At 36.8% G+C, this 13,292-nt stretch carries 17 protein-coding genes; 9 read left to right on the top strand and 8 right to left on the bottom strand.

The window, feature by feature from the left end; all coding sequences use genetic code 11:
* Positions 1-111 precede the first annotated feature (111 nt).
* The gene (locus B3D94_RS18585; RefSeq protein ID WP_069481253.1) at positions 112-291 is read right to left on the bottom strand and encodes a hypothetical protein; all 180 of its coding nucleotides are present in this window, start codon (positions 289-291) and stop codon (positions 112-114) included.
* Between the two features lie 561 nt (positions 292-852).
* Between B3D94_RS18585 and B3D94_RS18580 the strand changes: the two genes are divergently transcribed.
* The 3 genes from B3D94_RS18580 to B3D94_RS18570 all read left to right on the top strand — a co-directional run bounded on the left by B3D94_RS18580 (position 853) and on the right by B3D94_RS18570 (position 4,230).
* Positions 853-1,332: a DUF6530 family protein gene (locus tag B3D94_RS18580; RefSeq protein ID WP_036225502.1), complete on the top strand. Its 480-nt coding sequence runs from the start codon at positions 853-855 to the stop codon at positions 1,330-1,332.
* A gap of 20 nt (positions 1,333-1,352) precedes the next feature.
* The gene (locus B3D94_RS18575) at positions 1,353-2,729 is read left to right on the top strand and encodes an MATE family efflux transporter (protein WP_069481252.1); all 1,377 of its coding nucleotides are present in this window, start codon (positions 1,353-1,355) and stop codon (positions 2,727-2,729) included.
* Between the two features lie 322 nt (positions 2,730-3,051).
* Positions 3,052-4,230 carry a Ger(x)C family spore germination protein gene (locus tag B3D94_RS18570; protein ID WP_069481251.1) on the top strand — a complete coding sequence of 393 codons (1,179 nt, stop codon included), beginning with the start codon at positions 3,052-3,054 and terminating at the stop codon, positions 4,228-4,230.
* A gap of 28 nt (positions 4,231-4,258) precedes the next feature.
* Here the strand turns inward: B3D94_RS18570 and B3D94_RS18565 are convergent, their stop codons facing one another.
* Complete coding sequence (locus B3D94_RS18565; RefSeq protein ID WP_291759145.1) at positions 4,259-4,819, bottom strand: AAA family ATPase; 561 nt, start codon at positions 4,817-4,819, stop codon at positions 4,259-4,261.
* A 95-nt stretch (positions 4,820-4,914) separates the two neighbouring features.
* Between B3D94_RS18565 and B3D94_RS18560 the strand changes: the two genes are divergently transcribed.
* Positions 4,915-5,220: a hypothetical protein gene (locus tag B3D94_RS18560; protein WP_291759143.1), complete on the top strand. Its 306-nt coding sequence runs from the start codon at positions 4,915-4,917 to the stop codon at positions 5,218-5,220.
* A gap of 33 nt (positions 5,221-5,253) precedes the next feature.
* Here the strand turns inward: B3D94_RS18560 and B3D94_RS18555 are convergent, their stop codons facing one another.
* The 5 genes from B3D94_RS18555 to B3D94_RS18535 form a co-directional block, all read right to left on the bottom strand.
* Entirely contained in the window at positions 5,254-6,282 is a 1,029-nt protein-coding gene (locus tag B3D94_RS18555) for a serine hydrolase domain-containing protein (RefSeq protein ID WP_069481248.1), read from the bottom strand.
* 788 nt (positions 6,283-7,070) lie between these two features.
* Positions 7,071-8,786 carry an exosporium protein gene (locus B3D94_RS18550; protein WP_291759139.1) on the bottom strand — a complete coding sequence of 572 codons (1,716 nt, stop codon included), beginning with the start codon at positions 8,784-8,786 and terminating at the stop codon, positions 7,071-7,073.
* Positions 8,787-8,955: 169 nt separating this feature from the next.
* Positions 8,956-9,594 (bottom strand): DUF2306 domain-containing protein, encoded by a 639-nt coding sequence (locus B3D94_RS18545; RefSeq protein ID WP_069483340.1) that lies wholly within the window; start codon positions 9,592-9,594, stop codon positions 8,956-8,958.
* A 41-nt stretch (positions 9,595-9,635) separates the two neighbouring features.
* On the bottom strand, positions 9,636-10,070 hold the full coding sequence (locus B3D94_RS18540) for a GNAT family N-acetyltransferase (RefSeq protein WP_291759136.1): 435 nt from the start codon (positions 10,068-10,070) through the stop codon (positions 9,636-9,638).
* 153 nt (positions 10,071-10,223) lie between these two features.
* A complete protein-coding gene (locus B3D94_RS18535) occupies positions 10,224-10,358 on the bottom strand; it encodes a hypothetical protein (RefSeq protein WP_291759133.1) in 135 nt (44 codons plus the stop codon).
* A 158-nt stretch (positions 10,359-10,516) separates the two neighbouring features.
* On the opposite strand from B3D94_RS18535, the gene B3D94_RS18530 reads away from it, so the two are divergent.
* Entirely contained in the window at positions 10,517-11,047 is a 531-nt protein-coding gene (locus tag B3D94_RS18530) for a GNAT family N-acetyltransferase (protein WP_291759131.1), read from the top strand.
* A gap of 52 nt (positions 11,048-11,099) precedes the next feature.
* The gene (locus B3D94_RS18525; protein ID WP_291759128.1) at positions 11,100-11,372 is read left to right on the top strand and encodes a hypothetical protein; all 273 of its coding nucleotides are present in this window, start codon (positions 11,100-11,102) and stop codon (positions 11,370-11,372) included.
* Between the two features lie 58 nt (positions 11,373-11,430).
* Here the strand turns inward: B3D94_RS18525 and B3D94_RS18520 are convergent, their stop codons facing one another.
* A complete protein-coding gene (locus tag B3D94_RS18520; protein WP_291759125.1) occupies positions 11,431-11,901 on the bottom strand; it encodes a GNAT family N-acetyltransferase in 471 nt (156 codons plus the stop codon).
* A 186-nt stretch (positions 11,902-12,087) separates the two neighbouring features.
* On the opposite strand from B3D94_RS18520, the gene B3D94_RS23070 reads away from it, so the two are divergent.
* The 3 genes from B3D94_RS23070 (at position 12,088) to B3D94_RS18505 (ending at position 13,279) form a co-directional block, all read left to right on the top strand.
* On the top strand, positions 12,088-12,297 hold the full coding sequence (locus B3D94_RS23070; RefSeq protein ID WP_069481242.1) for a YjcZ family sporulation protein: 210 nt from the start codon (positions 12,088-12,090) through the stop codon (positions 12,295-12,297).
* A gap of 397 nt (positions 12,298-12,694) precedes the next feature.
* Positions 12,695-12,904 (top strand): hypothetical protein, encoded by a 210-nt coding sequence (locus tag B3D94_RS18510; protein ID WP_016993944.1) that lies wholly within the window; start codon positions 12,695-12,697, stop codon positions 12,902-12,904.
* A gap of 12 nt (positions 12,905-12,916) precedes the next feature.
* Positions 12,917-13,279, top strand: coding sequence for a spore coat protein (locus tag B3D94_RS18505; protein WP_069481241.1), 363 nt, complete (start codon positions 12,917-12,919; stop codon positions 13,277-13,279).
* The last annotated feature ends 13 nt before the right edge of the window (positions 13,280-13,292 follow it).

Raw genomic sequence — 13,292 nt, 5'->3', positions numbered from 1 at the left:
TGAATCCAAAAGTGGTCTGGCCACTTTTGAAGTTGGCTTTATCTTACAAAATAATTATTTGAAAGTAAAGAAAAAACTGCATAAAAATTTATGCAGTTTCTAAAATTCCCTTCAATTTCCTATTCTTTTCGTCGTTTGTGCATGTTTTATTTTCACTTGAGGTCTACCAAAGCGCTTTTCAAGCGTTCTCTCAATGTAAAGCAATTCATCTTCTAGTAACAGCCCTTGAACAAGATGAAAAACTTGCGGGAATAAGGTTTCAGATACCGTTCCAAACTCATCCTGAAGCATGTAAACGGCGACCTACAAGGAAAGCACATACCTGGCATCGTCCGGACGTGGCCCACTGAGCCAATACCTGGGTTATTAATCGTAACTTTTTTATAATCGTCGCGACTTTATTTTAAACATCGTATCTTTTTTATAAACATCGCACTTTATTTCAATTCTACATTTAAATCTTTTGGATGAACACCTAAACGATTCCTCCAAGGTAAGCGATGAGAATAAATCACAAGACATAGTCCAAAGCATCCAGCATACTTTTAGAATATGTATATCCCTCCACTGCTTGTACATACGAATATCTCGTAATCCTTCTTCGATTTGCATATGCAATATAAATAATAACGCTCCATACAACGATGCGATTCATCCAGAAAAAACAGGGTCAACTTAGGATCATAAAAACATGCATCATAACCCTCAATTTGTCTAGCGTACCATTGCATAGCCAATGTCATACAATTAACTCCACTAATTTTGGATTGACTTATGAAGTCGCTAATGCTAAATTTACTAAAGCAGTAATTTAGTAAATTACTAAATCCAAATGATAAGGAGTTTTTTAACATGAACATCCCAACACATTTAAAACATAAACCTGTAATTGTTGCCGAAAACTATGCCAATATTGATGGACGTACAGCTTATCAAACTGATGCTCAAGGGCTTTCTCTCGGTTTAGCACAGTGGAATGACAGAGGTAAGGTGGATATTTCAGCAAAAGTTTGGCGCCATACGGGTGGCAAATGGTCTCGTCAATCAGAAGAACTTCCTCTACATCGTGTGCTCGACCTTGCTATTTTAGTATGTGAGGCGCAACTCCATTTTAAAGAGGCCTATCGCTTCGAGCATTTATATGATGAGGAAAACCCTGTGATTAAGCGTGTAGGTTTACAGGGAGATGCCATGACTGTGGAAGTTTGCACGGAAAATGAGCAAATCAATGAAGATATTCAACTTTTTCAGCAAGCGTTAAATAATGATGGTGAGCTAATCGGTGAACGACTGCGCACATTGTCACGAATCTTAAAAGAAATGGGTTATTAAAACTCAAGAGGAACCTATTGATGAATGCACAAATGTTACAAGATGATCAACAACTTAAGAAAGCCTTTTTTAATTTTTTAATTCCTGTTATGTTGGCGAATGTCCTGCAATCCGTTGGCCAAGTTTTTGCTATGTTTTTAGTGGGCCGTAATTTAGGTGTCGATGCACTTGCAGCGATTTCAGCCTTTTTCCCATTTTTCTTCTTTTTAATGGCATTTGCCATTGGCATTGGATCAGGTAGCTCCATCTTAGTCGGGCAAACATTCGGGGCTGGTAATCATGCTAAGATGAAGGAAGTTGTTGGGGTAACTCTCGCCTTCACAACAATTTTATCCATTGTAGTGGCAATCTTCGGCGGCTTCTTTATTGAGTGGATTTTACGTTTTATGCAAACACCAGCAAATATATTAGACATGAGTATTAGCTATGCCCAAATTTTATTCTTCACATTACCAATTATGTTCTGGTATATGGTGTATACAACATTTATGCGTGGAGTTGGTGATTCGAAAACACCATTCCTATTTTTAGTTATTAGTGTTGTCTTAAATATCGCCTTCCTTCCTCCACTACTGTTCGGTTGGTTTGGCTTACCTGCATTTGGCTTAAATGGTGCCGCTTATGCATCCGTTTTATCAAACCTAGTAACAATGATTCTGTTACTGGCGTATTTGCATAAAACAAAGCATTTACTGCGTTTAGACAAATCTATTTTACAGCATTTTAAATGGAAGAAAGATATTTTAGCTTCATTATTAAAGCTAGCGATCCCATCTAGTATTAGTATGGTCGCTATCTCTGTCGCAGAAATTGCTGTCATTGGCTTTGTCAACGTCTATGGCTCCAATGCAACGGCGGCTTACGGCGTTGTTAATCAGGTAGCTAGCTATGCACAGGTACCTGCGATGAGTATTGCCATTGCTACATCTGTATTTGTCGCACAGGCATTAGGTGCAAATTCTACAGAGATGATTAAAAAAATTCGCCAAATGGGTGTACGTATCAATTATCTTTTAGGAGGCTCCATTATACTTATTATGTATCTATTTGCTGAGCCAATTTTGGCCTTCTTTATCGATTCACATGATACTGTGCTCATTGCCAAAAATTATTTATATATCGCATTTTGGAGTTATTTAATTTTCGGTCATACACAAACGGTTTCAGCTACGATGCGTGCAACAGGTGTCGTTTTATGGCCTACAATCTTCTTAGTTATTACGATTTGGGTAGTTGAGGTACCATTAGCCTTCCTACTATCTCACCACACTTCACTAGACCTAAATGGTGTATGGTTAGCCTACCCAATTACCTTCTGTGTACATTTTATTATGCAGTATGCCTACTTCAAGCTAGGCTGGCAAAAACGAACATTAAAAGCTATGCTTAACGATTAAAGGACTGAGGACATGCAAATAACGCATGTCCTTTTTTCAATAAACACAAAATAACCAGGTACTCGATTGTGAGCCCTGGTCATTTTGTGAAAAGTGAATTTTACTACTTTGCTTTAGTTTTTTGTATTCTACTAATGGATTAGGCGTATTCCGCTAAAAAAAGTTACAAATAAAATAAAAAATTATTTCATTTTCTTCGATTCATTTTCCCCTAGGTTTATAGACAATCAAAACGTATTAATACCCCCTACATTTTTTTATAAAAACACCAGCTTTTGTCCAAGCTACTATTATAAAATAGCTACTTGAGAGTGGAGAAACGATGAAAACAACCTTCAAATTTATAGTGATGATTTTTCTAACAACCCTGCTCGCAGGTTGCTGGGATATTACAGAGCCACAAAGAATGTACTATGTCAATGCAGTCGGTGTTGATTATGTTGATGATGAATATGAGGTGTATTTACAAATTATCAATTTTGCTGATGTCGCTAAATCCGTTCAACCTAGTTCAAATGCTGATCCTGCTGAAATCGGCCATGCCAAAGGAAGAACCGTAGAGGAAGCTATCTACAAATTGTATCGATCGTCTGACCAACAAATTTTTTGGGGGCATATGAGATATATAATTTTCTCGGAGAGCGCCTTGGAAAATGAGCGATTTATCCCCGTTATTGATACGTTTATTCGTTTTCGAGATACAAGGTATCAAATTTGGATGTATTGTACAAAGGATCCAGTGCACGATGTCCTCCTTGTCTCACCAATATTAAAAAATTCACTGTCTTCCTCAAAACTAAGTAATCCGATCAACCCAACAGAACAAGAAACGTTTGTTGAACCAAAAAATTTACGAGAAATCGTTATTGGATTAAATGAGCCAAATCATGAAGTGACAGTACCTTATGTATCCATCAAAAAAGATTGGCAAACGGACGAGGAAAAAGTAGAAGAAACCTATTTTTCTGGTGTCGGCATTTTATCGAAAGACGGCTTTAAAGGGTTTGTGAAGGATGAGGCTGCCCGAGGTAATCAATGGATGCATAATTACACAAACAGAGGTGAAATCACCTTTAAATTAAGAACAGACGGTAAAGAGGAATTAACCGTCAGTATTGACAAATTACAGGTTAAAAAAATACCTGTAGTGAACAAAGAGGATGTTTATTTTGATGTGGAATTAAAACTTCGTGCAACCGTCAATGGTTTTAAAGGAAAAGTCAGCGAAAAAGAACTGAAAAAACAAATTATTAAGGAAGTGAAACAGGAAATTCGTGAAACCTATAATGAGGGATTAAAATTAGATGTAGATATTTTTCGATTATCAGAGGTGCTTTATCGCGACAACGTCAAAGCATGGAAAAAGTTGGAGACAGATGGAAAAATTCCTTTACAAGAGAATACTATTCGTAAAATTTCTATTGACGTTTCGCAAATAAACCCAGGGCGCAAAACGTTTTCTGAAATCATTAAAATTAAAAGACCAGATTCCTCTGAATAAAAAAGCGCTTGGGTGCCAAGCGTTTTTTTTATAAACGGAATTTTTCTTGGACCATTTTTGCAACGTCTTCAGCCCCTAAATTTGTGCTGTTTATTTTTATATAGTTAGGGAATTGAATTTCACCATCGACTGAATTCATTCTGTATTTTTCTATAGAGGTTAACAAGTCCTGTTCAGACCAAATAAGATCCCTTTTTGAAGGTTTATGCTCAAGTCTATTAGTGCCTTTATTGCGCTGAAGTCTCTCCTCTAAAGCAGCCTCAAGTTCTACATAGTACACCATGCCACCTTTGTATTCAAAAAGCTCAGCAACTTGCTTCACATAGTCCCAATCCTCTTGAAAATCAAACGCCCAAACATATGTAAAAATCAATCCATATAATTGACTAGCCGAAACTTCCTCGAATATCTCCTGTCGAAACAAATTGACTAGCCTCTTCCCCTCTTTCGTACCATAGTCAAAAAAATGACTAACCAAATCAATCGTCATATGATTATGAAATAGCTTTAAACCTGTTATTTTTGCTAATTCCTGCCCTACTGTCATTTTCCCAACAGCTTGAGGACCAAATATAAGAACTAATTTCATTCGTTACCTCCTAGGCAATGCTCCATCATTTTGAGTATAAAATATTATTTACGGCTAACAATAGTTTTAAATCGTTCAAATCGAGGTGATAAAGTATGGAACATTTCCCACTAATACATACAAACTTTTGGGATGCCGTAATTGCCGTTCCAGTAGTGATGATTCTAACACAATTGATTAAGAGAATGTGTAATATTAAGCCTTTTTGGGTTCCCTCCATCGCTTTAGTTATCGGCTTACTCATTTCCGTCTTCATTAGCCATCGCCACAATTTGTTAGCTGGATTATTTATGGGCTGGTTTTATGGCTATGCGGCAATTGGTAGTTATGCTTCTTTGAAAACCTCTTATATTACTTATAAGCAGAAAAAATTAAAAAAACAAAATCGGTTTCCTTCTTAAAATTTTTTTCGAAATACGCACAATTCAAGTCTCTTAAATTGAAAATAATGCCTCTTCTATTCCTCTCATAATATCAATGGCTCCATTTGATTTATTGGAACAAATCACTACCCTGAGAGAATATTCGGGGTAATATGCTGAGTGGAAGCAGACCCCAGGATCATACCCCATAACATGATATTTCAGAATAGATTGTTTGCTATTTTTCTTAATCCATACACCATGTCCATAGCCATTATTTTCACCCGTTTCTACATGTGCTGTTAGAAGTTGCTGCGTTAAATCTTCATTTAAAAGTTCAAAGTTCATCAGGGCATGCCATAACTTCGCCATATCACCTACTGTGACAAATGCTCCCCCATCAGAACCACCTTTCACGGGTAATGAGTAAATATTTGTTTTCCATGTACCGTCTGGGTTGTCAATGTAACCTAAGGCTGTATTTGACGGCAGAGCATCCAACGAGTAATAGCCCGATTCCGTCATTTTCACTCGATCAAAAATATAGTGTTGAATGTATTCTGAAAAAACCATACCAGATGTATGCTCGACAATTAATCCTAATAAAATATAGCCTGCATTGTTGTAGTGAAATCTATCGCCTACTTTATATTTCATAGGGCGATTTTGAAATAAAGGTAAAAAATCACTTAATGTTCGAAAATGATACATCGGATTTTCAACCCACAACTCTTCAAAATCTTCCATTTCTTCCTCATCAAAATAATCTGGTATCCCGGAAGTATGCGTCAGTAAATGATTAATCGTTATGTCCTTATCAAAATGTGCAAAATGATGGTTGAGACATTCATATAATTTCGTGTCAAAAGAAAATTTTCCTTGTTCTATTAGCTGACAAATAGCTATTGCCGTAAAAATTTTACAACCAGAGGCAATTCCAAAACGAGTTTTTGCCTGATTTTTGATTTGCTCAGAACGGTTTGCATACCCAAAACTTTGATTGACTAAGACACCCTTCTCTCGATTCTCCACAAGCACTGTCCCTGAAAAATCAACCTTCTGTTGAATGTTCATTATGATGTTATGTAATTTTGTATTCATACAGATTCTCCTAATTTTATTAAATTTTCTAAATAATAACTCTTTCTATTTTAACAATATAGATTGGATGTGTCATGTGAATTTCTTCTAAAGTCGAAGTTACTGCCATTCAATGGGCACTTCGAGCAATTGTAGCCTTTTTCTTCTTATTCATTGCAGCAAAAATAATGGGGCAGCGTTCTACTTCACAACTAAGATTATTGGACTTTGCTATGGCCATTACATTTGATTTTATTATCGCCCTTCCCTTATCTGATGAAGGTTAGGTATGAAGGGTTCCATGATTACCATAACCGTTTTAGTTTTTTTATATCTGATTGGTGTTTTTTTGAGTCCGAAATGGTTAACATTTCGACATTTTATCGACGCTTCCCCAATATTAAAATGGGAAAATCATATCCGAAAACTTACGTAAAGCTCGAATAACAGTAGATTTTTTATTGACTGAATGAAGAAAAGAAACAATAGAAGAGGTTCAAAATGTTGCGGTTGCTTTTTGGGAACCAGACGGATCCTCCACCTCTAGTTTTTTACACACACAACACCAAACAACTATGCGTACAGATTTGAACCTAAACCCTCAGCCCCTTTTTCTACCAATTATTCTTATTAAAGAAGAAAAAATTGATTATCATGAGCTACAAAAAACTGAACATACGGAGGACTAGATACATGAACAACTAACGACAACTCATAAAATGAATATAAAAAATATACTCATAGCAACCATCGATCAACATGACAATTTGCAGTTTTTCCCTATATTAAATGAGTCACATCGAACGAAACTAAATAGTGGTCAAAATGATGGTTGCCGAAACGCCATTTGAAAAGGCTCCACCAGTTGTAGTCACTTGCACAGAAAGAAGTGTACAACTATTAATTGAATAGTTTGCATTTGCCTTCGCACAACTATTTGGAGTAGTTATTGAACTTGGTCCTGTTACTGTCGCAATAATCCCTGTTGCAGTTGGGGCAGTGAAACCACCATTCGTGCTTATAAATACTTGTGCCGAAGCGGTTTGTCCTGCGCTAAGTGAATGATCCCGTATATTCAAAGTTAAGCTTCGAATGATAGCATTTTCCGGAATAACGATTGAACTTCTGACAAAAGAAGCTGACGAATTGCCTGTTCCTAGAAAATCATTATTGCCAACTGATTGATCTGTAGATAAGTATACTTCCATGAGACCTGAACCACTCGGACCCGTAGAGCCAGTCGTGCCCGTTATACCAGTAACACCCGTAGTCCCTCTTGCTCCAGTTGCCCCCGTAACCCCTGTGATTCCAGTAATACCTGTCGCTCCTGTGATACCTGTTGTACCTTGTTGTCCTGTAGCTCCGGTATTTCCTACTAATCCTTGGAGGCCTGTTCCTCCTGTAATCCCAGTTACCCCAGTATTCCCTATTACTCCTGTGACACCGGTTGTACCTTGTTGCCCAGTGGCTCCGGTATTTCCTACTAGTCCTTGGAGACCCGTTGCTCCTGTAATCCCAGTTACCCCAGTATTCCCTGTCACTCCTGTGACACCGGTTGTACCTTGTAGTCCCGTTGCTCCGGTATTTCCTACTAGTCCTTGGAGGCCTGTCGCCCCTGTATTCCCTACTGCCCCTTGAGGTCCTGTCACTCCCTGAATGCCTATGGCTCCAGTTTGACCTGTTATCCCTTGTAATCCCGTGGCTCCTGTTTGGCCAGTAATTCCTTGTAATCCTGTCGCTCCTGTTGACCCTGTTATCCCTTGTAGTCCCATTGCTCCGGTTAGTCCTATTTCTCCTTGGGGTCCTGTCGCTCCTGTTGATCCCGTTATCCCTTGTGGTCCCATGCTTCCGGTTAGACCTATTTCTCCTTGGGGCCCTGTCGCACCTCTTGACCCTGTTATCCCTTGTGGTCCCATTGCTCCGGTTAGTCCTATTTCTCCTTGGGGTCCTGTTGCACCTGTTATTCCTATTTCTCCTTGTGGTCCCATTGCACCTGTTATTCCTATTTCTCCTTGGGGTCCTGTCGCTCCTGTTATACCTATCTTTCCTTGGGGTCCTGTTGCACCTGTTATTCCTATTTCTCCTTGTGGTCCTGTTGCACCTGTTATTCCTGTTGCTCCCTGAGATCCCGTAGCACCGATTAATCCTGCTAGTCCTTGCAATCCTCTCTCACCAGTTGCTCCCACAAGCCCTTGAGGTCCCATTGCTCCGGTTATTCCTGCCGCTCCTTGTGGACCTGTATTGCCAGTTTCTCCTGCTAGTCCTTGGGCACCTGTCACTCCAGTTGTGCCCGTTATGCCCTGGGGTCCCATTGCCCCTGGCAATCCCAGTGCACCTTGAGGACCTGTCATGCCTGTCGCACCCGTGGCACCTGTTGCTCCTGTTACACCTATAGGATCTTGGATGCCAGATAAATCATATGGATATCCATTACACCCAAATTCATTACACTTATACTTCATGGGATAGTTACATTTGGAATCACATTTGAAATTATCAAAATTACGGCTGTAACTAAATCTCAAACATTTCACCTCCCATTCTTTTGCATCATATTCGAAAGTTTACTATGGGGATAATTAATGCACCTAGTTTATTGACTATTTGGTTAATTATAGATGAGTGCTTTTGTATTTGGCCATAACATAAAAAAAAACATTGGGCTCTAATTAGAACTCAATGTCTGATTATTTTTCAATACATGTTCACAAGAATTGGTCCGAGTTTACGCCGGATATACCATTCGATTACGATTAAATTCGGCACCCAACATAACCAAGCAATAACAGCATAATAATACTGAAAATTTTCACCCCCAAATAGGATGGTAAACAAAGGTAACCAAATGCGTAAGGATACTGCTGCAAACGTTAAAGCATAATTTCTTAGCATCCATTTTTGATGGGCTTGAATGTTTCGATGTTTGATTTTTATGAGCGCTTGCAACATTGTCAATAACCAACCTATCGATAATACACAAAATCCTAATTTCGTGACCCATCCTCCTGTGGCGTTAAATGCTAAATAAAGACCTGTACTGCCCCCAAATAAAATACTGGCACAATAAATTTTCCCCAATATTCGATGAGACTTCACATTGTTCTCTCTTAATTTTGAGGACAAGGTAAAAGGGCCAATTACTAACGCTAGCACTCCAAAAATAATATGAATATACAGCATGATGAACCAAAATGAGTTTAAAGTATCACTTAACATGAGCTTTAATTGAACAAAACCTGCTTGCTTTGCATCCAACAAAATATATTGGACGATAGAATAGCCCGCTATTAAAAATGCCAAGACACTCATGGTCAACCACATTTTCCTCTTAATAGATGCCGCTCCTTTCCCCATAGATTGATAATTATTATGTACTAGTTGGAAGTTGTATGCTGCAATGGAGGACCAGATAATAGGCATGCAAATCGCTCCACACCTGGGTATTTTTCTCCTAAACTCGTAATGTGAAATCCAATATTTTTATAAAAAATCACAGCATCTCTATCCGTTTCAGCATAAATGGAAGAAAACGAATGATGATGGTTAATAAACTGAACCATCTCACGCCCAATTCCTTTCCCACGAAGCGCTGACGATACGGCAATATGTTTAATGACACTTTGATGTGCATCACCTATTTCAATACCTATACAGCCAACAAGTTCTTGATCCATGTAATAGCCATATAATTTTCTTGCTGGAGAATATATATACAAATCATATTCTTGATCCACGTTTGTTTTTGATGTGGCATAGGATAATAATACTTTCACTGCGGGTTGAATAGGAATAGATTGAATCATTTCCATAGAACCCTTCCTTTCTATTATGGTTATGCAGATAGACCATGGTTTCATTTTTAATTTTCATTTTTAAATCACTGGATTTTATTTCATAAAAACGTTGGGATGGATTATCCCTTCTACATTAATAATGATATCGCCCCAAACAAGTGAGGTCTGTCATACGTTTTTTCTTTTTTTCCACAAGACTAAAACAAACATCATTAGAAATACCATAGTCATTCCGATAATAATAATTGGAAGTGGACCAACAAGTATAAAATAGCTGTCTCTTACCTGATAGTTGCTACTCATGGAAAACCTCCTATTCATGAAATTAGATGTTCGTATTTTTGTTGCAAGAAAAGTTGATCTTTACTAATTTGCACTATATGTATCTCCTATTTTATATTATTAACCCAAATAATGGTATGTTATATTACTTAAAAGCTATATTATTGGAGGGATTCATAATGAAAATTAGAAAGGCAATCGTACAAGATGCTGAAGGCATTGGGACAGTACATGTAGATAGTTGGAGAACTACCTATAAAGATATTGTTCCAGATGAATTTTTAAATAAATTATCTTATAAACAACGAACACTTTTATGGGAACGTCATCTTGAAGATCTTACTAAATTGATACTTGTAGTTGAAAATGACGACGGAGATATTATTGGCTTTTCTTCTGCTGGTAAGAGGGAAACAGCTCCTTTTCCCAATTCGATTTATTTAGAAACACTCTATCTCCTAGAAGCCTATCAGGGGAAAGGACTAGGTAAGCTTTTATTGAAAGAACTCTTCCTTTTCTTTCAGCAGAATAACTATCAAACCATATATGTAGAAGTGTTGGCTGACAATAAAACAAAATATTTCTACGAACATTTTGGTGCAAAGCTTATAACAAGCCTAGAAATCAATATTGGTGGCAAAGTATTAGAGGAGTTAGTTTTTGAATGGGATGATATCACTAAAGTAATTGAACTATTATTGAATGAATAAAAGTACCCAAATGAATTTGCAGCCATTAATTACAGATTAGGAGGGTTGAAAGTTGGCGATTGGCGTAGTTGTTATTGCTTTGGTGTTGATCGTATCCATTGTTTTTATTATATGCCTTGGTAAATCGAAGAAAACGACATTAATTATTTGGGGAATCACTATAATGTTAATCATAGTTCCACTGTTTGCATGGGTCATTTCTATTTTGTATGGCATAAAAGAAGGCGATGGTTTTGCAACAGTAGGACTTATGGCCATCTTGTTTCCCACTTTATTTCTCGTCGGACTGGTTATACTTCTTGTCGGTGCATTCAAAAAATTCTAATGTTTACCACTCATGTTTATTCTACTCGTTTAAAATAAACATGAGTAAAGTAAATTTTTCAATCTAAAGTCTTCTCAAAACTTAAGATAACTTTATCTTCGTAAATTCTTTCATCAAACTGTATAAAACCAAGCGACGTCCAGAAGTTTAAAGCGCTTTTATTGGTAGAATGTACAGCAATATGGATACAGTTTACTTGTTGGGTTCTCATCAGTTCCTCATACAACAAGTAAATTTTTTTTGCATATCCTAAACCTTGATATTTTTTGTGTACTGCCAATAAACTTATCCACGGTTTTTGATGACGGGGGCTTGACAATCCATAATCCAAAATAGCAATAAAGTCATCCCCTTTTTTCACCAAATATCTTTCAATCTGTAATTCTTCTGTTTCTTCGTGTATATCTAGAATATCCTCATTCCCAAGAACTTTTTTATCATAGGCGATTAAATTATATTCCTGATTCGAATTCATAATGTTCTTTTCGGTTTCCACAAATTTCATGTCGTTTTTAAGAAAGGTAAACATTTTTTATTTCTCCTTTTCTCTTGTTACTTACATAGTACCTCAAATTGGATTACATTGGCGTTTAATTATGTATGCGAAGTAGACCATTATTATTTCAGTGACTCTTTTTTAGCTTACATTAGACGAATACCCCACTTCCTTCAATGACAAATTACATACTATAAACTGAAGAAAGGAGAGGTTTTCATGGGATATTACGGAAACGTAGGAAACGCAGGATATTATGGTAGTGTAGGTAATTACAGTTGTTGTTACAGCGGTTATGGGAATGAATATAGCATGGGCTACTGCATGGACCACGGCAAAGGTAATAGTTCAACATTTGTCTTAATCGTTATTCTATTCATTCTACTTATTATTGTTGGCGCAACATTTATGCAAAAAGAAGATTGTTAATAGTTAGTTGTAACAAATACTGGACAAAAGCTTGATATAACCGTATTTTATTGTCTTCAAGCTTTCGTTAATCCTCAAGAATCATCATAAATAATCTTTAAAAATCATGAATTGGTCAGTTTTTAGTCGGTTAATCGGTTGATTTTTTATCATTTAAGACCACCCATCATGGAGTGGTCTTTTTTAAATAGTCACTAATGGAGGATAATCAATTTAAATTCAGAGTTCTCTTTGCTTTTCTACGGTTATTTCAATTAAACCATGCTTTAATACATGATTTCTAGCTATCAAAATATTTTTCAGAATTACAATTTAATCTAAACCCTAAGGCGAATTTGTATAAATAGACTTCCTACAGGGTAGACTTTTTAAAGAAAATTCTGGAGGTGGGAAATACGTGTTTGAGAAAAAATTAGCACTTCATGAAACAATGGAATTTCATGAAGTCATTAACTTTATGACAACTAGTTTACTTAAATCGAAGCTGAGTCAAGGTGTGGTCTTTGATGATGATTTAAGAGCATTATTGGACAAAAATGTAAAATTATCTACACCCGCACTCACTGCTATGGTTAAGCTCTACTCTAAATCGGAATTAGAATATTAGGAGGACAATTGTATGAAAGACTATTTAGATCCTATAAATTCAATTGGAATGCCTGAACTAACTGATTCGGGGCTTGCTCTGGAGTTTTTACTTACAACAAAGACTGGTATTAGAAATCTTTCAATTGCCTTAACAGAAACAGCTTCTCCTGCGCTTCGGAAAATCATGAAAACACAGCTGGATGTCATGATTGATTTATACTTTGAAATTTCTGAACTGATGCTAAAAAAAGAATGGTTAAAACCTTATGATCTAGAAGGTCAAAAAGAACTGGATATTAAATCTGCCGAAAATGCGATTAGTATTGCTCAGTTGGATTTATTCCCTAAAAGCATGAATCGAAAAGGATTGTTCCCTACCCCACCGAAAAAATAAACGAAAAAGAGGA

This window comes from Lysinibacillus sp. UBA5990 (genome assembly GCF_002429815.1).
GTDB lineage: Bacteria > Bacillota > Bacilli > Bacillales_A > Planococcaceae > Lysinibacillus > Lysinibacillus fusiformis.
The sequence above is the reverse complement of the archived record's forward strand: the minus strand, read 5'-3'. Positions and strand labels throughout refer to the sequence as shown.